General features: G+C 77.0%; 12 protein-coding genes. 1 reads left to right on the top strand and 11 read right to left on the bottom strand.

From position 1 onward, the window contains the following. Positions 1-59: 59 nt before the first annotated feature. The 4 genes from ABZ920_RS03985 to ABZ920_RS03970 all read right to left on the bottom strand — a co-directional run bounded on the left by ABZ920_RS03985 (position 60) and on the right by ABZ920_RS03970 (position 7,970). Positions 60-1,055 carry an ABC transporter ATP-binding protein gene (locus ABZ920_RS03985; protein WP_361498527.1) on the bottom strand — a complete coding sequence of 332 codons (996 nt, stop codon included), beginning with the start codon at positions 1,053-1,055 and terminating at the stop codon, positions 60-62. A gap of 238 nt (positions 1,056-1,293) precedes the next feature. Beyond that, on the bottom strand, positions 1,294-4,035 hold the full coding sequence (locus ABZ920_RS03980; protein ID WP_361498525.1) for an ABC transporter permease: 2,742 nt from the start codon (positions 4,033-4,035) through the stop codon (positions 1,294-1,296). 1 nt (position 4,036) lies between these two features. Next, positions 4,037-7,327, bottom strand: a complete 3,291-nt coding sequence (locus ABZ920_RS03975; protein ID WP_361498523.1) for an ABC transporter permease — start codon at positions 7,325-7,327, stop codon at positions 4,037-4,039. A 238-nt stretch (positions 7,328-7,565) separates the two neighbouring features. Beyond that, the gene (locus tag ABZ920_RS03970; protein WP_361498521.1) at positions 7,566-7,970 is read right to left on the bottom strand and encodes a globin; all 405 of its coding nucleotides are present in this window, start codon (positions 7,968-7,970) and stop codon (positions 7,566-7,568) included. A 163-nt stretch (positions 7,971-8,133) separates the two neighbouring features. On the opposite strand from ABZ920_RS03970, the gene ABZ920_RS03965 reads away from it, so the two are divergent. After that, entirely contained in the window at positions 8,134-9,120 is a 987-nt protein-coding gene (locus ABZ920_RS03965) for a methyltransferase domain-containing protein (RefSeq protein WP_361498519.1), read from the top strand. Between the two features lie 514 nt (positions 9,121-9,634). Here the strand turns inward: ABZ920_RS03965 and ABZ920_RS03960 are convergent. The 7 genes from ABZ920_RS03960 to ABZ920_RS03930 all read right to left on the bottom strand — a co-directional run bounded on the left by ABZ920_RS03960 (position 9,635) and on the right by ABZ920_RS03930 (position 20,672). Next, the gene (locus ABZ920_RS03960; RefSeq protein WP_361498517.1) at positions 9,635-11,059 is read right to left on the bottom strand and encodes an FHA domain-containing protein; all 1,425 of its coding nucleotides are present in this window, start codon (positions 11,057-11,059) and stop codon (positions 9,635-9,637) included. A 105-nt stretch (positions 11,060-11,164) separates the two neighbouring features. Continuing rightward, entirely contained in the window at positions 11,165-12,538 is a 1,374-nt protein-coding gene (locus ABZ920_RS03955; RefSeq protein ID WP_361498515.1) for a VWA domain-containing protein, read from the bottom strand. 179 nt (positions 12,539-12,717) lie between these two features. Then, positions 12,718-14,223: a PP2C family serine/threonine-protein phosphatase gene (locus ABZ920_RS03950; protein WP_361498513.1), complete on the bottom strand. Its 1,506-nt coding sequence runs from the start codon at positions 14,221-14,223 to the stop codon at positions 12,718-12,720. A 3-nt stretch (positions 14,224-14,226) separates the two neighbouring features. Continuing rightward, positions 14,227-16,755, bottom strand: coding sequence for a tetratricopeptide repeat protein (locus tag ABZ920_RS03945; RefSeq protein WP_361498511.1), 2,529 nt, complete (start codon positions 16,753-16,755; stop codon positions 14,227-14,229). A gap of 23 nt (positions 16,756-16,778) precedes the next feature. Further along, positions 16,779-18,113, bottom strand: a complete 1,335-nt coding sequence (locus ABZ920_RS03940; protein ID WP_361498509.1) for a hypothetical protein — start codon at positions 18,111-18,113, stop codon at positions 16,779-16,781. 55 nt (positions 18,114-18,168) lie between these two features. After that, the gene (locus ABZ920_RS03935; protein WP_361498507.1) at positions 18,169-19,170 is read right to left on the bottom strand and encodes a glutamate ABC transporter substrate-binding protein; all 1,002 of its coding nucleotides are present in this window, start codon (positions 19,168-19,170) and stop codon (positions 18,169-18,171) included. A gap of 11 nt (positions 19,171-19,181) precedes the next feature. Beyond that, entirely contained in the window at positions 19,182-20,672 is a 1,491-nt protein-coding gene (locus tag ABZ920_RS03930; RefSeq protein ID WP_361498505.1) for a hypothetical protein, read from the bottom strand. Positions 20,673-21,008: the final 336 nt, after the last annotated feature.

Raw genomic sequence — 21,008 nt, 5'->3', positions numbered from 1 at the left:
AACTCAGGACGCGCTGAGCCCCCACGCGCGCCGAGCCGTGTGGCTGGGCCCTCGCGCGCTCAGACGGTTCCGTTCCCTCCCCGTCCGTCCTCCGCCTGCCGGCTGTCGTCGGGGCGGACGGCTATGTGGTCCGGCTGGAGGTCCAGGGCGACACGGTCGCGCATGCCGAGGGCCTCGGTGTACTCGGCGGGGAGCTGGAGCCGGCCGGCGCGGTCGAGCATGGCGTACTCGCGACTGACCATCCTCTCGTGGCCGGTCTCCGCGTCCACCTCGCTGCGGCGCAGCACCTCGGTGGAGGTGCGGCCGTCGCGGATGGCGACCGTACGGCGGACCTCCCCGGCCACCGCCTGGTCGTGCGTGACGATGACGACGGTGGTGCCCAGGCGCTCGTTCGCGGTGCGGAAGGCGGTGAAGACCTGCTCCGCGGTGTGCGAGTCGAGTTCGCCGGTGGGTTCGTCGGCGAGGACGACGGAGGGGTCGTTGGCGAGGGCCACCGCGATCGCGACGCGCTGCTGCTGGCCGCCGGACATCTGGTGCGGGCGGTGGTCCCGGCAGTCGGCGACCTGCAGCATGTCCAGGAGTTCCAGGGCGCGTGCGGCGCGGTCGCGGCGGCGGACGCGGGTGCCGGACAGCTGCATCGGCAGGGCGACGTTCTGCGCGGCGGTCAGATAGGGGAGCAGATTGCGGGAGGTCTGCTGCCAGACGAAGCCGACGACCTCGCGGCGGTAGCGCAGACGGTCCTTCGCGGTCATGGCGAGCAGGTCGTGGTCCGCGACCCGGGCCGCGCCCGCGGTGGGGGTGTCCAGGCCGGCGAGGATGTTCATGAGGGTGGACTTGCCGCTGCCCGAGGCGCCGACCAGAGCCATGAGTTCCCCCTCGCGGACGAGGAGGTCCAGGCCCTGCAGCGCCTGCACCTCCACCCCGTCGGCGGAGAAGACGCGGACCAGGCGGTCGCAGCTGATCAGGGCGTCGTGGCCGTAGGCCGGGCGGTCGCGGTGCGCGGTGGCCCTGCGGGCCAGGTCGGCCAGGGTGGGGTCGGTCGTCGGCGGGGTCATCGGGCCTCTCCTGGGCGGCGGCTGCGGCGATCGCGTCCGTACATCGGGTGTCTCCCGGCCCGCTCCGGCCGGGTGTCCGGTGTCCGCGGGCCTGTCGCGTGGCGGTCGACGTCCCCCGGCCCGGTCCGCGGAGCAGCCGGTGTCCGCAGGCCGGTGGCGTGGGGCCGGGTGCCCGGTCGGTCTCCCGCGTCGGGCCCGCGGTGTCCGCCGGCCCGCACGGATCGCGTCTCCCGCCCGCTCATCCGGCGTCTCCCGCCCGCAGTTCCCGCACCGAGCCGCGCCGTCCCGTCCACCAGGCCTGTCCGGCCGCGATGCCCACCGCCAGAACGAGCACGGCGAGCCCCGGTACCGCCAGTGACAGGGGATCCGTGCGCAGCTCGGCGGTGCCGGCCGGCGCCTGCGCGGAGGCCAGCGCGATCGCCGTCAGGTCGATGCCCGGGGACAGCAGCCGGACGGTCGCCCAGCCCGTCAGCACGCCGCCCGCCGCAGCGAGCACGGCCTGCGGCAGGGACTCCAGGACGAGCAGGCGGCGGCCCTGGGCGCGGGTCAGCCCCATGGTGCGCAGGCGGGCCAGGAGGGCGGCGCGTTCCGGGGCGGCGCGCAGGAGGGCGAGCAGCAGGGCCAGCACCGCGTAGCCGGCGCCGGCCACCACCGCCGCCGTGTAGACGCGCTCGGCACCGGACTGGAGGGGCGAGTCGGCGTACTGGGCCCGTTCCTCGGACCGGATCCGCACGGCCGCGGCGTCGCCCACCGCCCGGCGCAGGGCGTGCGCGTCCACCCCTGGCCCGGTGACGAGCAACGCGGTCGGCAGGGCGGCCTCGCGGCTCAGCCCGGCCCGGTCGACGACCAGGAAGTCGGCGCCGGACACGGCCGGGGTCCGCTCCCTGACGACGGCGATCCGCACGGTGACGAGGCTGCCGTCCCCCAGCCGGACCGGGAAGGGACGGGTTCCGTGGATCCGGGCCACCGTGGGGGAGGCCAGGGCCGGGAGCGGAGTGCCGCGGGCCGGACGTTCGAGTTCGTCGCGCGGGAAGGGCCCGAGTCCGGTGCGGGCGGCGAGGGCCGCGTAGCCGCCGGGGTCCACGCCCGCGAGCGGCACCGGCCTCTCGCCCTCTTCCGGTCTCGCCTGGTAGGCGAGGCTCAGCTCGGTGACCTGGCGCACACCCCGCGTCCGGCGGACCTCGCCGGGCAGCCCGGCCGGCAGTTCGATGATCCCCTCCACGCGGGCGTCCGCGCCGAGGGCACCTACCGCCGCCTGGTCGCGGGCCGTGTTCACCCCGGCCAGGACCGAACCGCCGAAGGCGGCGGTGGTGAGCGCGGTCAGCAGCGCCAGCAGGGGCAGCACCGCGGAGACCGACGTGCGGCCCGCCCGCGCCAGGGACAGGTGGGCCACCACTCCGCGCAACCGCCCGGCCGGGCGCGCCAGCCGGCGCAGCGGCAGCGGATACAGGCGTACCAGCACCAGCGCCGCGATCACACCGACCAGTACCGGCGCCAGGGCCACCAGCTGGTCCCCGGAGGCTCCCGAGGCGTCCGGTGCCGGCGCGACGCCCCGCCGCCGCAGCGCCTCGACGGCTCCCACCGCCAGCACGAGCAGCGTCAGCTCGGCGACCGTACGGCGCCGGGAGGGACGTACGGACACCGCGTCCTCGCGTGCACCGTGGAGGCGGGCGGTGCGGTGCGCGAGCGCCGCGCGCAGCGGAAGGGCGGCGCAGGCGACCACGGTGACCGCCGCGGCCGCCCCGGCCGCGTACGCAAGGCGGCCCTCGGGAACGGCGAGGAGCGCCGCCACGAGACCGAGCGCGCCCGCGGGGACGGCGATCACCGCGGTCTCGGCGAGCAGCCGGCCGGTGAGTCCCCGCAGGGAGGCGCCGCGGGCGCGCAGCAGCGCGAGCTCGGAGCGGCGGCGGTCCGCGGCGAGGCCGCCGAGCAACGTCAGGACGATCGCCGCGACCGTCGCGGTGCCGAGGGCGGCGACGGCGATCAGCGGGGCGATGCCACCGCGGAGGCCGCCGTAGGAGAGGAGGACGTCGTCGAGGTCCGTGCCCGCCCCCGCGTCCGAGTGGACGAGGCGGCGCAGCCGCTCCAGGCCCGGTCCGGACTCCAGCCCGGCGACGGCGGACTTCAAACCCCGCAGGTCGCGGGCGTGCAGGGTGCCGGTGTCGGGCGCCAGGTGCCAGTAGCGGATGGGGTTGCCGGCCGTGCCCAGCAGGGCGGGGGCCGCCTCGGGCGCGATCAGCAGGGCGCCGACCCAGTACTTCGGCGGATCGGGGTCCGAGGAGAGCACGCGCGCGAGGACCGGGGTGCGCAGGACGGGCTCGGTCGCCCAGTAGGAGCCCCGGGGTGCGCGCGGGGTGAGGATGCCGGTGACGTGGACGGCGAGGGAGGGGCGGGCCAGTGCGGGCACGTGGAGGACCGACCCCACCTCGATGTGCAGGCGCCTGGCAGTCTCGGCGGTGACGGCGGCCTCCACGCCGACGGCCGTCGCGGTCACCGTGCCGGCCGCCCGCGGCAGCCGGCCCGCGCGCACCGACGCGTGGCCGGCGAGGTCGCTCTGCGCGGCCAGGACCATCTGCGCGGGCAGACCGCTCGGCCGCGGGATGAACCGGTCCGGTACGGCGAGCTTCTCCCGGGTGATCACGCCGTACGCGGACTGGCCGGGGTCGACGACGAGGGGCCGGTGGACCGCGCCGAGGAGGCGGGTGTACTGCCGGCCCAGGAGGTCGGGGCGCAGGGACCGTTCGCGCTGCGGCTGCGGGAACCGGGGGTCCGGTTGCGGGGCGTACAGGCCGACCGTGGTGCGCGCCGCGCCGGCCCGCTCGACCGCCCGGACCAGGCCGGCGTCCTCGTACCGGTCGAGTGCCCGCGGGAACACGGCGGCCAGGCACGCGGTCACCGCCACCAGCAGCGCCAGGGCCACGGCGGCGCCGGGGGCGGTACGCAGGCGGACGCGGATCCAGGGGGCGACGACGGGGGGCACCTCACTCACCTCCCCGGTTGCGGAGCGAGGCCGCCGGGTCGGTGCGGCGGAACGCCGGCGCCGCCGTGACGGCGAGCGGGGCGACGGCGACGGCCGCCAGCAGGACGGCCACCCGCGCGACCGGCAGTTCCACGAGCACCGCGGGGACCGGCTTGCCGGCCTGCGCGGTGAGGACGATCAGCGGAACGACGGCCCGCGTCAGCACCGCCCCCAGGGCGACGCCCACCGCCAGTGCCAGGGTGACGAGGACCCCCTGCTCGGCGGCGATCGTGCGGGCCAGCTGACGCCGCGGGGCGCCCAGGGCGCGCAGCACGGCGAACTCGGCGTCCCGCTCCCGCAGGGACCCCGCCGCGCTCACCGCGAAGCCCACCGCGGCCAGCGCCGCGGCCACCGCGGCCGCCGCGGCGAACGCGGCCGCGGCGCCGGCGCCGAACGGGTCGTCGCGCAGCTGCGCGGCGATCTCGTCGCGCACCACCACCTGCGCCGGATCCAGGTCGGGCAGGGCGCGCAGGGCCGCCGCGACCCCCGCCGCGGCGCCCGGACCCGTGTCCAGCCACCACTCGGTGGGGGCGACGCTCTCGCCGTAGCGCGCCTGCAGTGCCCGGTTCACGGACCGCAGATCGACCAGCAGGGCCCCGCCGTCCGACCCGCCTCCGTCCGGCGCGGCGGACCCGGTGCCCGCCGGGCCGTCGGCGCCGCCCGCGGTCGGCAGTTCGCGCACGGTGCGCACGACGCGCACCGGCAGGTTCCGCCCGCCGACGACCACCTCCACACGCTGCCCGGCGCGGGCGCCCGCCGAGGCCAGGAACCGGTCGGTGGCCACGGCCGTGATCTCGGGCACGGCCGGCTGGGGCACCCGCAGCCGCACGGTCAGCGCGGCGACGACGGAGCTCTCCTCGGCCGGCACGTACCCGGTGCCGTACGCGACGGTCAGCGGGCGGGACGACGTCACGCGCGGCGGGACCGCGCGGGTGGTCAAGTCCGGCGTGGAGAGGGTGTCGCTGCTGCTGGACGTGGCCTTCCAGGCGGCGGGCAGCGCGATCTGCCGCACCGTCCCGTGGCCGTCGGCGGCGGTCAGTGCCGTGACGGCCAGGCGGTGCCGCTCCGCGCCGCCGACGGGCTGGATCATGGTCAGCTCCAGGGCGGTGAGCGTGAGCGTTCCGGCGGACGGGGGAAGGGCGACGGTCAGCGGGTGCGGGCGGCCGTCGGCGGTCAGCCGGCCGGCCGGCACGCGGTAGGGGGTGCCGTAGCGGTCCTCCAGGGTGACGGCCACGTCCGCCGTCGTTCCCGTGGCCGAGCCGTGCACCGCCGCCGTCAGCCGCAGCCGTACGGTGCCCGCCGGGACGACGGCCCCCGCGGCCGCTCCCTTCGGCGCCAGTCCCCGGCCCAGCGGACGGGCGGCCCGGGGCGCCAGGTCGGGCCGCATCAGCACGGCCTCCGCCGCGTGCGCGGTGTCCACCGCCAGCACGGTCGCCGTGCGGTCGCCGGACAGCTGGAGCGCCGTCCGCACGACCGGGGCGGCCGCGCGGACGTGCGGGACGGCCGCGTACTGCTCCGTACGGCCGAGGTCGCCCTCCCCGGAGGCCAGCACGCGCACCGGCGTACCGGCGCGGAAGTCGGCCTGGTCGGCCTGCGACCGGTCCCAGGAGGCGCCCTGGCCGATCGCCAGCATGCCCAGCGCCACGGCGAGCACGAGCAGCAGGACCGGACCGGCGCCCCGCATCGGGCGGCGGCCGAACTGCCAGCCCGCGAGCGCGGCGGGCAGCCCGCGGCCCCGGGCCGCGCGGCGCTCGGCGAGCCGGGCCACCGGCGGCAGCAGCCGCAGCGTCAGCACCGTTCCGGCCAGCAGGGCGAGCGCGGGCGCGACGACGACCAGCGGGTCGACGCCGAGGGCGCCGTCGCCGCCGGCCGCGCCGGAGGGCTGGCGGTCCAGCTGCCAGTACGCCACGGCCGCGACCGCCAGCAGTGCGAGGTCCGCGCCCGCGCGCAGCGGTGCCGGGACCGTCCGGGCGCGCCCGGCGGTGAACGACGACGTCAGCACGGGCAGCGTCACCGCCAGCGCGCAGCCGAGCGCCACGCCCACCGCCACCAGCCACACCGCGGGCCGGCCGAGCGCCGAGGCCTCCGGGCGCAGCCCGATCCGGGCCAGGGCGCCCTGCCCGGCCAGCAGCCGGGTCAGCGGCCCGGCGAGCAGCGGCGCGCAGACCACCGCGGGCCCGGCCAGCAGCAGCGCCTCCACGGCGGCGAGGCCCGCCACCCGGGCGCGGGAGCCGCCACGGGCCAGCAGCAGCCGGGTCTCCGCGGCGCGTTCGGTGCTCAGCAGCCGGGCGACGAGCAGCAGGGCGTAGCCGGCGAGCAGCGCGAGCTGGAGCGCGGCGATCAGGAGGGTCGAGCGGGAGACGAGCAGGGAGCGGTCGATGCGGTCGAGCACCTCGGGCAGCGCGGTCGTGACGGCCGGCGCGCCGCCCAGCGCGTCCGCCGAGCTCAGGGAGGTGCCGCCCGCGCGGACCGCGTCCCGCAGCGCGTCGATCCGGCCCGTGGTCAGTGCGGAGAAGTCGGCCGCCACCTGCCACGCCGACTGCCCCTCGCTCACCGTCCCGCCGGCCAGTACGCCGGGGTCGGTGAGCATCGGGCCGTACATGGTGAAATCGACCTTGCGGATCCCGCGGCCGTCCAGCGGGTCCAGCCGCCAGTACGGCGCCTCGGCGTCGACGGGCCGGTACAGACCCGTGATCCGCACCCGGGCCGGGACGCCGCCGAGCCGGTCGGTGAGGGTGAGCCGGGCGCCGGGGCGCAGCCCGAGCCGCCCGGCGGCGGTCTCCGGCAGCGCGACCTCGACGGCGCCGGTGCCCCGGCCGGGCATACGCCCGGCAGTGATCCGCACCTGGGTGCGGTCGAGGGCCGCCAGGTACGTCAGGTCCGGGTCCGCGGCGGCGCCCCCGCCCGCGGGGGAGGGACGCGGGGTGCGGGGGAGGGCGTACGGGCCGGACCGCAGCAGGGTCCGCACGGTCACCGGCAGCCCGTCGAAGGCCGCGCGGCCCTCCTTCCGCACGGCGGCGTCGGCGGCCGCACGTCCGGCGCGCGGCACGTCCGCCTTCACGACCAGGGTGGCGTCGGCCGCGTTGCCGGGATCGCGCAGGGAGTGGCGCAGTGCCGCGTCCCCGATCGCGCCGGCGTACGCGGTCAGCGTCGTCAGGACGGCCGTGGTCAGCAGGACGGAGAGCAGCACGGCGGCGAGGAGCAGGCGGTGCGCCCGCGCGCGCGACAGGACGAAACCCGCGTTCCCCGTCACTCGGCCCCCCGCCGTCGTCCAGATCTCCTGGCGATGCTGTCAGAGGGGACCGGCCCGGGGTAAGCGCCGGTGGACCGAGCTTGACCGGATTGTGATCGGCATCCGGCGCCCCGCGTCCGGAATGCGGCACCCGGCTGCCGTCCCGCCCGGTGCCGCTCTCCCCGGGCGGGCGGTTCAGCCGGCGCGGTGCCCCGGCGGCAGTGCGCCCGCGGGGAGCACTGCGGGCCAGGGTGCGGGGTCAGTCAGGCGTGTTCACCATCGACGCGGCCGCGTACGTCATGTACTTCCACAGCGTCTGCTCGTGCTCCTCCGACAGGCCGAGCTCGTCGACGGCGGCCCGCATGTGCCGCAGCCAGGCGTCGTGCGCCGCCCGGTCGACCTTGAAGGGGGCGTGCCGCATCCGCAGCCGCGGATGGCCGCGCCGCTCGCCGTAGGTGGTCGGGCCGCCCCAGTACTGGATCAGGAACAGCCGGAGCCGCTCCTCGGCCGGGCCCAGGTCCTCCTCCGGGTACATGGCCCGCAGCTCGGGATCCTCGGCGACGCCCTGGTAGAAACGGTGGACGAGCCGGCGGAAGGTCTCCTCCCCGCCGACCTGCTCGTAGAAGGTCTGCTCCTGAAGCGTGCCGCGCCGAATCTCATTCACCCGTCCATGGTCTCAGACGGCCGGACGGAGGACCCGAGGCTGGGGACCACCCCGGACGGCGGGCCCGGAGGGGCGAGGACCGGCCGGTCCCCGGCGGTGACCCGCCGCCGGGGAACCGGGGTCGGTGCTCGCCTCGGACGGCGTCCCGCAGCACAGTGGACCCATGGGTACGCAGGCTGCCGACAGGGAGCAGGCCGGCCTCGCCGCCGCGGCGCGGGCGGACCTGGTCCGGGAGATCGAGGCGAGCGGGGCCTGGGCGGCCGACCCGGGGTGGCGGGAGACGTTCGCGGCGGTGCCGCGCCACCTCTTCGTGCCGTACTACTACGTCGGCGTGCGCGGCGGCTACGAGCGGCGGTGGGGAGAGAGCCCGGACCCGCAGGCGCGCGAGCGCTGGCTGCGCGGCGCCTACGCCGACGAACCGCTGGCCACCCGGCTGCGCGACGGCGAACTGATCTCCTCCAGCAGCCAGCCGTCGCTCATGGCGAAGATGCTGGCCGCGCTGCGGGTGGAGGGCGGCAACCGGGTGCTGGAGATCGGCACGGGCACCGGCTACAACGCGGCCCTGCTCGCCCACCGGCTCGGCGACGACGGCCTCGTCACCACGGTCGACCTCGACCCGGAGATCACCGAGTCGGCACGCCGGCACCTGGCCGCCGCCGGGCACCGCCCGGCCGTCGTCACCGGCGACGGCGCCCGCGGGGTGCCCGAGCGCGCCCCCTTCGACCGTGTCGTCGCCACCTGTGCGCTGACCTCGGTCCCGCGCGCCTGGCTCGCCCAGTGCGCCCCGGGCGCCCGGATCCTGATGCCCATCGCCACCGGGCTCGCCGTGCTGACAGTCTGGGACGCCGCGCACGCCGAGGGCGGCTTCCTGGACACGCCCGCCCACTTCGTGCCCCTGCGCGGCGGGGGCAGGCCCGAGCTGCCGGTGTTCCGGCCGGCCGGGTTGCCGCAGGGCGCGCGGGAGCACGAGCTGTTCCGCTTCCTGCTGGCCCTGACCCGCGGCCGGCTCGACCCGGCGCGGGCCCACGCCCTGTGGGAGAGCGAGGGACGCCCGGCGCGCACCCGGTACGGGATCACGGTGAGCGGCGGGCGCGCGTGGGCCTGGCTGGACGACCCCGGCGGACCCCACGCTTGGCCCCTGCCGGAGTGATCGAGAGGCCGGGGGCCGGGGGCCGAGGGCGATGCCCGAGTGGCCCTGGGCCGGGCTCAGGGCCATGGGCAGTGGTAGCCCCGCGGGGCCGTCGGGACCCGGCCCCACGGTCCCCTCCGGATCGCCGACTCGCCTGGCCCGTCGCTATGCCGGCCCGCCGGGGCCTCCCCGACCGCCGAGTCACCCCGCTGTCCCGTCCGCGCCCGCGCCGACGGATCAGCCGCCCGTGTGCCGGAGCCTGTGAGTCACCTGCGGGCACCCACGCCGGCGCGGGTGGCCCTTGCGCAGCGCGCCGACGGATCAGCCGCCCGTGTGCCGGAGCCTGTGAGTCACCTGCGGGCGCCCACGCCGGCGCGGGTGGCCCTTGCGCAGCGCGCCGACGGATCAGCCGCCCGCGTGCCGGAGCCCGCGAATCATCCGCGCACCCGCGCCCGCGGTCGGCCCGCGCACCCGTGCCCGCGCGGTCGGCCCGCGGGCGCCGAGCCGCGTGAGTCGCCCCGCGCGCCCGCCCGGGTCAGCCCCCGTGGCCGCGGCGGACGGTGATCGTCGTCCAGGCGCCCACGTGTACGCGGTCGCCGTCCCGGAGGGGCACCGGCACGAACGGCTGGATCGGTTCCTCGGAGCCGTTCACCGTGGTGCCGTTCGTCGAGTTCTGGTCCACGACCGCCCAGCTGCCGTCCGGCTGCTGGACCAGGACCGCGTGCTGGTGCGAGACGCCCGGGTCCTCCGGCGGCACCGACAGGTCGATGTCGGGGGTGTCGCCGGTGGAGTGCCGGCGGCGGCCGATGGTGACCTGGTTGCCGGTGAGCGTGCGCTGCTGCTCGGGCGAGTAGGCGGGCAGGTTGAGGCCCGCCGCCTCGGGGCCGGAGCGCTGCATCATCGCCATGAAGTACTCGCGGTCCGGGCCGATCGTCGCCGTCCAGACCGCCGGCTGCTGCGGCTGCTGCGGGAAGCCGGGGCCGGACGGAGCCTGGGTGGAGCCGGGCTGCGGGTAGCCGTACCCGCCGCGGCCGCCCGGGCCGGGCGGAGCCTGGGTGGAGCCGGGCTGCGGGTAGCCGTACCCGCCGCGGCCGCCCCGGCCGGGCGGGGCCTGGGTGGAGCCGGGCTGCGGGTAGCCGTAGCCGCCACCCCGGGCGTCCGGCCCGGTGGGCGACGGCGGGGAGATCACCCAGTCGTCGTCACCGCCGAAGGGGGAGCCGCCCGGCTGCCGTCGGCCGGTCTCCTGCGGGTAGGCGGGCGGGGCAGGCGGCCCGGCCTGCTGGAACGCCTGCGGGGCGCCCCCGGTCGCACCCGGACCGCCCGGCGGGGGACCCGGCCGCAACGGGTCGGGACCGAAGCCGGAGGGGCCGGGGTTCCCGCCGAAGCCGGAAGGACCCGGCGCCCCGGTGCGGCCCGACGGCTCGCCGCCGAAGGGCGGGCCCGGCGGGATCGGCTCGGCGGGCCGGTTCACCTGAGAGGGACGGGAGCCCTGGTACTCGTAGGAGTCGCCACCGAAGGCCGGGCCGGGCGGCTGCGGGAAGCGGGGGGCCTGGCCGGACGCCGGCGGGCGCGGCGCGGCCGGGGTGTACGAGGTCGCCGTGTTGGTGAGGAAGTTCCACCGGCACTCCTCGCAGAACGGCGCTCCGCCCTCGCGGGGCGTGCGGCACTGCGGGCAGAGCTCGGGCTCCGGTCCGGCGGACAGGTGCGGGTGCCCCGCGGCACCCCCGGCCTGACCGGCGCCACCGGGCTGACCGGCGCCACCGGGCCGGCCGTGGCCTCCGGGCCGGCCGTGGCCGCCGGGCCGGCCGGGTCCGTCGGCCGGGCCGGGCGCCGGCGGGAAGCCGTAACCGCCCGCCGGGGGCGGCGGGGGAGGCGGAGGCACGGCACCGGCCATGCGGTGACCGCAGACCTCGCACCAGTCGTCGGAACCCGACTGATGTCCGTTCGGGCAGGTCGGCATGTCGGCGCTTCCCCCTTTCCTCTTCCGGCCGCTTCGACCGGATTTCTCCCACCCCAAGGGGGTCGGGCTCGCTGTGGGGCGGTGGCGTGTCGTGGTGCCACCGCGTCACTTCTTCACACGAACGGTCTTCGTCGACCGGGTTTCGAGAGTCATCTCGTCGGCCTCGGCGACCTTCGCCTTCAGTCGCACAGTACCTGCCGCGGCATCGACCACGTCCACCACCTTCGCAAGCAGTTTCGCAGTGTCCGCGTTGCCCGAGGCGCCGGCCAGCTGCACCGCCCGGCCCAGTTTGGCCGTCGCTCCGTCGATGTCTCCCGCTTTGCGCCGTTCGAGCCCCTGTCGGATGGCCTGTGCCAGTTCGGCCTGGCCGGTGTAGTGGGCGACCTGGGGGTTGATCGAGGTGGAGGCGGCCACGTCGTCGGTCCACACGGCGCGCACCAGGCCCTGTGCGCCGGGGTTCCGCACGCCGTCTCCTGTGCTGCCCGATCCGGAGGTGCCCGCGGGCTGCGGCACGACCAGGGAGACGCGGGCGGCGAGCATCTCCCGCCCGACGCCCGCGGCGGGTACCTCCACGCAGAGGTGGTAGTCGCGGGACTCGTCGCCCCACGCCCCGGTGGGGTAGTCGCCCGCGCGCGGGCCCGCCTCGGTGCGGCGGCCCGTCAGGTCCTCGACCGCCGGCGCCACCTGCTTGAGGAACCTGATGCTCGCGCCGGCCGGTGTCCACACCCGCAGCGCGACGTCCGCGACCTCCTTGCCCATCGCCGTCTCCATCATCCGCGTGAAGTCGGCGGCCAGGCCCGCCGGGTCGGCGACGATGTCGGCGGTGCCGAGCAGCGCGGAGGCGACCGCTGTGACTTCTTTCACGTCCCAGTCGGTGCCGACGCCGCGGGCGTCGCAGGTGAAGCGGCCGGCGCAGGTATCGAGGGTGGCCCTGAGGTCCTCGGGCGACTCGTGCTCGTTGCGGCCGTCGGTGAGCAGGATGCCGTGCCGGATGGCGACGTCCGCCGGGGACAGCAGCCGGTCGGCCAGCCGGAGCCAGGTGCCGATGGCCGTGCCGCCGCCCGCGCTCAGCCTGTGCAGCGCCTGCTTGGCCTGTGCGCGGGTGGTGGTGCCGGCGACCGCGAGCCGCCCGCCGCCGGGATAGACCTCCGTGGCCACGTGCGTGCCGCCGACGACCGCGAAGTGCACCCCGTCCCGCAGGGTGTCGACGGCGGCCGCCGTGGCGTCGCGCGCGTTGCGCATCTTCGCCGGCGGGTGGTCCATCGAGCCCGAGCAGTCCACCATGATCACCACGGCTGCGGACGGCCCCCGGCCGGGCTCGTACCCGTGTGGTGCGGCGGCCGCGGCGCCCCGGGTGCCGCCGCCGGTCGCGGTCACCGTGACGACGGCGTTGACCTCGCGGCCGCCCTCCGGCAGGTACTCGTTCTGGTACACGTCCACCGAGAACTGCGGCGCGTTCGACTTCGAGAAGTTGGCCATGGCCTTCTCAGATCCCCCCTCTGAGCCCCGCAAGCGGGGACGACGTGGTGAACGGACCGGTCCCCTCCGGCCCCTCGGTGCCTCCCCCCGGCTGGTTCCCCCCGGCCCCCTGCCGGGAGCCGGCCCCGTGGTGAGCGCCGGGCCGCGGCGTCCCCGTTCTGCGGCCCGGCGTACGGCTCTCAGGCCGATCCTGCCCCCTGCGGCGGGGCGGGGAACGGCAGGACGGCCACTGTTACGTTGTCGTGGCCCCCGCCGTCCAGGGCGTGACCGACCAGCACCCGGGCGCTGTGCAGGGGGCGCACGGCGGCGTCGAGGGGAAGGGCCTCGGCCATCTCCCCGGCCGTCTCCGCGTAGTTCCACAGCCCGTCCGTGCAGACCACCACGACACCCGGCCGGTCCGGCTTGAACGCGGCGGTGTGGGGCTCCAGTTCGTAGGCGTCCGCGCCGAGCCAGCCGGTGATCGCGTGGGCACGCTCGTCGGCGTACGCCTCGGCCTCGCTCATCAGGCCCGCGGCGACCATCTGGGCCGCCCACGAGTCGTCCTCGGTGAGCCGGGCCGCGGGCGCGTCGCGGTCCACCGGCACCCAGTAGGCGCGGCTGTCGCCCACCCAGCCGACCACGAGCAGGCCGGCGGTGACGACGGCGGCGACGAGCGTGCAGGCGGGCGCGTTCTGGTGCGGGGCGTGCTCACGGGCCGTCGCGGGCTCCTCGGCCAGCGCGTTCACCGCGTGCGCGGCGGCGACGATGGCGTCGTGCATCGCCTGCTGCGGGTGCGTCGCGCGCGGCAGAGCGGCCAGCAGGCTCTCGCTCGCCGCCCGGGACGCCGCGAGCGAGGCGTCGTCCGGGCGGGTCGCCGACGACACGCCGTCGCAGACGACGGCCACGGTCGCCGGGGAGCCGTCGGGCAGGGCGGTGGTGCCGACGGCGAACGCGTCCTCGTTGCGGTGGTGGCGCAGGCCCCGGTCGCTGACCGCGGCGACCGGTCCGGCCTCCTGCTCCATGTGGTCGCGCTCGCGGGGCTGGGCGTGCCCGCAGTTCTCGCAGTAGCCGTCGGTGTCGACCCGCCCCGCCCGGCAGGCCACGCACACCGGGGCGGCCGCGCCCCCCGCGACCGCGCCCTCCGCGCCCGTGCCCGCACCCTCCGCGCCGCCCGCACCCTCCGCGCCGCCCGCAGTCTCCGCGCCGGCCGCGGCGGCGGCCATGCGCGGGTCCGGGGCCTGCAGCGGGTAGTCCTCCGGCTCCGGCGGACGGTCGAACCGCACGCCCGGGGCGGCGGCCGGGCCCGGCGGGGAGCCGGGCACCGGCGGCTGCGGGGCTTCCGGCGCCGCAGGGGTCCGCGCGTCCGGCGCGGCCGGCGGAGCCGAGGGGGGCTCCGGCGGCAGCGGGGAGCCGCCCGAGTCCGTGCCCGGCAGGTCCGTCGGCAGGTGCGTCCGGCCCGGCCGCCCGGAGCTGTCGGACTGCGGCGCTACCGGCCAGGCCGGGCCCGCGGCCCCGTCGGCGGGCCCGGGCGGCGGCGCCGGGTGGGGCACCTGGCCGTCCATGGTGAGAGTCGGCGTGTCGCCGGGTGGCGCGGCGGCCGCGGACAGCTCGTGTCCGCACGCACCGCAGAAACGGTCACCCGGCTCGAGCGGCTCGCGGCAGCTCGGGCACGTCGACCAGGCGGCCTGCTGGGGCATCTGCGACATCAACTACACCCATGTCCGGGGGCGGTAACGGTTGGCACGTTCCACCAGGTGGATCCTCTCCTCACCGCCGCTCGCCAGCCGGGCGAGCGTGCGGTACGAGCGCTCCAGGCCGAAGCGGAGTCCCCGCTCGTCCAGATCGCTGCCGAGCAGTACCCGCCGGCCGGCCGGGGCGGAGTCCCGGCCCCCGGAGAGTACCCAGTCCAGGGCCGAGCCGAGGACTTCCGCAGACAACTGCTCGCGGCGCGCCGGGTCCAAACCGTGCGCCTGCAGCGCCTCGACCTGCCGGGCGGCGGCGGTCAGGTCGTTGAGGAACGGCGTGTCGGACGCGGCCGCCGTGCGGTGCCGCAGCCGCGCCCGTACGGCCGCCACGCGCGCGGCCGTGCAGTGGACGGAGGACTCCGGCACCGACTCCAGGGTCCGTACGGCCCCGCGCCGGTCGCCGGCCGCGAGCTGGACGCGGGCGAGGCCGAAGGCGGCGCCGACGTGGCTGGGGTCGGCCGACCACACCAGGCGGTAGTACTCGGCGGCGTTGTCCAGCTGCCCGAGCACCTCCGCGCAGAGCCCGAGCGCCAGCTTCGGGGCGATCTCGCCGGGGAAGGCGTCGTAGACGGCGTCGAAGGCGAGGGCCGCGTCCTCGTGGTCGCCGGTGACGAGGGCGGTCAGGCCGCGGTACCAGACGACCCGCCAGTCGCCGGGGTCGTCCTCCTCCAGGCTCCGCAGCGCCGTCAGCGCGCCGGCCGGCTCGCCGGTCTCCAGCCAGGCGCGGACCTGGCGCAGCCGGGTCTCGGCCGACGGCGACGGCACCGCCGCCAGCGCGGCCACCAGTTCGGCCGGCGAGGACGTCAGCAGCCCGGCGAGGAAGCCCGCGTTCGGGTCGGAGGGGTCGACGTGCGGCACCGGCAGGGCCAGCGCCGCGGCCGGGGCGTCGACGGTCCTGACGATGCCGGGCGTGCCGCCGCCGGCGTCCGGCGCGCCGCCCGGGAGCCCGGCCACCGCACCCGCGGCCGCTCCGGCGGCCGCGGCCCGGCGCCGGCGCCCGCGCCCGGTGCGTGCCCCCAGCCGCGACACGTCGCCGTCCAGCGCCGGGAACAACTCCGTGTCGGTCACCCTCAGTTCGGGGCCGAACAGCGTCGACAGCGCCGGCCGCGCGTGTCCCGTCTGGAGCGACACGACCTCCCGCAGCACCCCCGTCAGCTGCTCCGCCATCTCCTGCGCGGAGGCGAACCGGCGGGCCGGATCGGGGTCGGTGGCACGCACCAGGAGCCGGTAGAAGGACTCGTACCGGCGGAAGACCTCGATGGTGTCCGGGTCGGGCAGGCGGTCGGCGAAGACGTTCGTGTAGCCCTGGAAGTCGAAGCTCAGCACGGCGAGGGTACGGCCGACCGTGTACAGGTCGGAGGCCACCGACGGGCCGACCTCCGCGACCTCCGGCGCCTGGTAGCCGACCGTGCCGTAGATGGCCGACTCCTCGTCGTCGACCCGGCGCACCGCGCCCATGTCGATCAGCTTGAGCTGGTCCTCGGTCTGGATGGCGTTGTCGACCTTGAAGTCGCAGTACAGCAGGTTGCGGCTGTGCAGGTGGCCGAGGGCCTCCAGCGCCTCGATGCCGTACGCGCACGCCTGCTCCACCGGCAGCGGGTCGCGTCTGCCGTCCGGGGTGCGGCGGGAGTTGGCGATCTCCTTCAGGGACTTGCCGCCGACGTACTCCATCACGATGTAGCCGTCGAGGGAGCCGGTGCGCTGGTCGAGGTGCTCCACGAAGTTGTAGATCCGCACGATGTTCGCGTGCTCGATCTCCGCGAGGAAGCGCCGCTCGGAGATCGCGGCCGCCATCGCGTCCTGGTCGCCGGTGTCCAGCAGGCCCTTGAGCACCACCCACCGGTCGGAGACCGCGCGGTCCACGGCGAGGTAGATCCAGCCCAGCCCGCCGTGCGCCAGGCAGCCCGCCACCTCGTACTGGCCGTGGACGATGTCACCGGCCCGCAGCTTCGGCACGAACGAGTACGGGTGACCGCACTCGGTGCAGAAGCCCTCCGTGCGGCCCGGCCGGTCGCCGCGGGCGCGTCCCACCGGGGCCCCGCAGTCCGAACGCGAGCAGAACCGCTTCCGCTCGGGCACCTCCGGGTCGTCCAGCACCATCGCCCGCGGGTCGGGCCGCGGCACCTGCGGCACCGCCACCAGACCGGCGCCCAGCCGGCCGCGCCCGGAGCCGCCGGCCGAGCCGGAACCGCGCACCGACACCGAACGGCTCGTGCTGCGGCCCGGCACCGACCGCGAGAGACGGCCCGACACCGAACGGCGCGACCTCGACGACTGCGAGGACGTGCCCAGGGAGCGGGCGCTGCGCCCGCCGGAGTAGCCCGCCGGGCCCCCGCCGCCCGCCGCGACACCGGTGGGCGGCGAGCCCACCGTCCCGTCCGGGGCGACCACCGGGGCCAGCCCGCAGGTGCCGCAGTACAGCTCGCCGCCGCCCACGTCCTCGTACGACCCGTCGCAGCCGGGCCGCTGGCAGCCCTGTCCCGCCTGACTCATCACACCCGTGTCCTTCCCGGCGCTCACGAGCCCGGCCCCCCGTGGTCCCCGGACCCGCCCTGCTCCGGCACCCGCGGTGCGCCGCCGATCAGCTCGGCGGCCGTGCGCTGGTAGCGCAGCACGGCCTGCTCGGCCACCCGCAGGTCGCAGGGCGCGCTCCACAGCATCCGCCGGGCCGCGTCGTACCGCTCGACGAGCAGCGGGTCCTCCGCGAGCCCGTGCCGCGCCACCTTCGCCCGGTACGCGTCCAGCCGGCCCCGCAGCTCGGCGCGCACCGCCAGCGGCGCCGTGACCGCCGTCAACGACTCACGGGCGCGCAGCAGTTCGTCCTCCGCCTTCTGCTCCAGGGACTCCAGCAGCGGTGACAGGCGGTGCCACTGGCCCTGCCGGCGGTACTCGGCGGCCGTCGCCAGCTGCTCCATCAGCGCCGTCGGCGGACCGCTGACCACCGGCACCTCGGTGGCGGCGATCTTCGCCAGGACCTCGCCGCGCGCGGCCCGCGCCTCGGCGAGCGTGCGGTCCGCGCGCGAGAGCACGTCGCGGAGCCTGATCAGCCGCTGCTCGGCGTCCTGGCGCACGCCGAGCACGGCGTCGATCTCCCGGCGCACCTCCTCCAGCGCCCGCGCCTCGCGGTCGTACACGGTGGTGTCCGGCTTCCCGCCGCCCGGCGCCGAACTGCCCTGCGCCGGGACCCAGTGGGCGAGCGGGTCGGAGACGACCTCCTCGCGCAGCCTCGTCAGGGTGCGGGTGATCCGTTCCAGGTCGTCGCCCGCCGGATGCTCGCCGGGGCGGACGCCGACCGAGTGCGCGAGCCGGCGCGTGCGCCGCAGCTCGGCGGCGAGTAAATCGATCCGGGCGGGCAGCGCCGACCAGACGGCGTCCGCGGCGACGACCATGTCGAGGCCGGCCGCGTACAGCTCGTTCATCCGGTCCACGAGCGCCTGCAGCGAGTACCGCTCGCTGAGCCGGGCGGGAGCGCCCGGCCCGGCGGACGCGCCCGCGGCCGCCGCGGCGGCGCCCGCGACCGTGACGGACTCCCCGCGCAGCAGTTCGGTCAGCTGCTCCAGGTCCTCGCGGCTGGACCAGCGGCGGCGGGCGCGGATGTCGCGGGCGGTGCGCAGCGTGCCCGTGTAGGCGTCGAAGTACGACCACAGCAGCGTGATCGACGCCTCCGTGGCGGCCCAGCGCTCCCTGGTGACGCCCGTGAGCTCGGCTCCCTCGAGGAGTCTGCGGCCCGCGTGGTCCTGCAGGGCGAGGAGCGAGGTCTCGATCGCCTCGTGCTCCGCGCCGAGCCGCGCCAGCGCACGGTCCACCTCGTCCCGGTCCATCACCGGCCCGGTGGGGTCCGTGACGCCCATCGATCACCTCTCGCAGCTGTGTGTGGTGTGTCCGTCGCACGCATCTGACGGCAGGTCACCCGTAGTGCGCCGCCGGCGGGACCGCCGACTCCGAGTCCTTACCCAGCGTCGGGGAGAGCCACTTGTCGTACGACGTCTTCCAGCCCCCGTCCGCGCGGTAGTCCTCCAGTATCCGGTTGACCTGGCGTACCAGGTCGTCGGCGCCCAGCCGCATCGCCACGCCGTAGTACTCCGTGGTGAAGGTGGCGCCCTTGAGGGCCACCGCCGGGTCCTGCGCGGCCTGGCTGGCGGCGAGCGCGCCGTCCGTCACGACCGCGTCCACCTCGCCGAGCTGGAGCCGCACCAGGCAGTCGAGCTGGTTGGGGACGGTGGCGGTGATGTCGGTGGACGCGGGCAGCCTCCCGCTCCTGCTGTCCGCGGCGAGCCGGTCGTAGGCCGTGGAGCCCTTCGCCGAGCAGACCCGCGCGCCGGCGAGCGACCCGTCGTACCCGGTGATCGCCGATGTCTTCGGGGCCAGGACCTGCTGGCCGGTCGAGAAGTACGGCGCGGAGAAGGCCACTTGCCCCAGCCGGTCGCAGGTGATGGTCATCGTGCGCACCACCATGTCCACGCGGCCGCTCTGGATGGCGGACATGCGCTGGTTGGTGGGGATGGCCTTGAACTGGACCTTGCTCCCGTCGCCGAGGATGTCCCGGGCGATGCGGTGGACGAGGTCGATGTCGAAGCCCTCCAGCTCGCCGGAGGCGTTGTTCAGGTAGCCCCAGCGGTAGCTGTTCTGGTCGACGCCGACCGTCAGGTGGCCGCGGCTCCTGATGGCTCTGATCGTGTCGCCCTCGGCGGCCGACGGGGCAGGGCTCCGGTCCTGCGGGTCGACGCAGGCCTCCGCCCGGGCCGGCGCGGCGCGGCCCGCTCCCCGGGCACCGGCCGGGCCCGGCTCGGCGTGCGACCGGGCGAGCGGCAGCAGCAGGACGCAGACCACGGCCAGGGCGCAGACGGCGGCCATCGCCCCCACACCGCCCCAGCCCCGCAGGCCCGCCCGCAGACGTCGTGCTCGCATCCCGCCCCCTCTCACCGGTACTCCGACAGCCGGCGCCCGACGCCCAGGACGGCGCCGGCGGCGCCGAGCACCGTGAGCGCCGCGGAGCCGGCGGGCAGGCCGGCCATCGCGTCCAGGCCGTCACCCGCGGCCGTCCGGAACTCGTCCGTCTCGTGCCTGAGCGCCTTCGCCAGCGAGGAGTCGACGCTGTCGAAGCACTCGCCGGTCGACCGGTCCTGGGCGGCGGTGCCGATGACCCGGTCGCGGGCCTGCTGGTAGTCGCCCGAGTCGTCGGCCCGGCGGGCCTGCGCGTGCCGGGACTTCCACACCTTCATGGACTGGTTCGCCACCTGCACCGGCTCGCGGCCCGCCGGGTCGTCGGTGAGGTCGCGGGCCCGGGCGAGCGTCGTGCCGAGCCGGCCGATCTCCTGGTCGTACGCCCAGTCGTAGGCGTCCATGACCGTGCCGTCCTTCAGCTCCCTGGTCTCCGCGCCGCGGCTGACCAGGGTGAGGTTCTCGTCGCTGCGGGCCTTGAGGGAGGCGATGCGGGCGTCGTGCAGGACGTTCAGCGAGCTGACGCCGTGCGTGTAGGAGCCGTCGAGGCGCGCCCGGGCGACACTGTGGCCGACGACGAGCCAGAGCAGGACGACGGCGGTGGCGGCGGTGGCCGCGACCAGGCCGTGGTTCAGCACCCGGTTGGTGCGGCGGTAGGTGCGCCGCTGGGCCCAGGCGAGGGCCGCCAGGGCGAGCACTCCGAGGGCGATCGCCGCCCACGGGTACGGGGTCGCGTCCCCGTAGTCGGCACGCAGGCGCTGGTTCTCCTTCTCGTACAGGTCCTCCGCCTCGGGCAGCATCTGCCGCTGCATCGTGTCGTTCGCGGCGCGCAGGTAGGCGCCGCCGACCGGGAAGCCCTGGCGGTTGTTGGCCCGCGCCGACTCGACGAGGCCCTTGTACCGGGGCAGGAGTTCGTTGAGCCTGGCGATCGTCGCGGCGGACGGGGAGCCCGGTTCGGAGTTGGCGGCCGCGGTGACGAGTTTGGCGGCGGCCGTGCGCACGTCCTTCTCGTAGCGCTCGCGGGTGGCCCTCGTCTCCTGCGGTCCCGAGAGATAGCCGCCGGCCGCCATCGTGTTGGCGTCGGCGAGCGAGCGGTAGACGTCCGCGGCGTCCGAGGTGAGGGGCTGGCTGCTGTGCAGCACGTCGCCGGCGGCGGCGGCCCGCTCGGTGGTCTGCCAGGCGGTGACGGCACCGAAGGCGACGACGAGGAGGGCGAGGACGGCACCGATGGCGCGGAGGCGGCCGGGTTCGGTGGTCGCGGCGGCGCGCAGCCGGTCGGCGCCCTCGGCGAAGGCGGTGCGGCGCGGGGCCGGGACGGCCGGCGCGGCGGTAGGGGTGGTGAACGCGGCCGGCGGGGCGGGGGAGGCGGACCCGGGGTGTCCCGGGCGGCCGGTCTGCGACGGCACGGCCGGCGCCGTGGGCCGGCCGGGGCCCGGTGGCGCCGTGTTGCCCTTCGGCGTGTGTGTCACTGCTGACCTCCCCCGTGGTCATCCGTCGCCGCAAGTATCGCCGCCGGGACGGGCGTCCGCACCGGCCTTCGCTGCTTCTTGATCGGATCCCGGCGCGAGGCCGCACGGAACCGGCGCGCGCCACCGTGCCCCGCACCACCCCCCGCCCATGAATACGCCGGGGAGGCCGGTCCGGTTCCACGGGGTGACGACGCCGGGGTGCGCGGGGAGCGCCGGGAGCGAACCCACCCCCGGCCCGTGGCCGTCACGCCGCGCGGCCAGGCGCCGTGCGGTGGGCAAGGGGCGCCGACGACGGTGCCGCGTCGGCCGGTCGGCCGGTGGGCGGGACCGGCCGCA

It is taken from the genome of Streptomyces sp. NPDC046831, from assembly GCF_040645305.1.
GTDB lineage: Bacteria > Actinomycetota > Actinomycetes > Streptomycetales > Streptomycetaceae > Streptomyces.
This window is presented reverse-complemented; position numbering and strand designations above follow the sequence as displayed.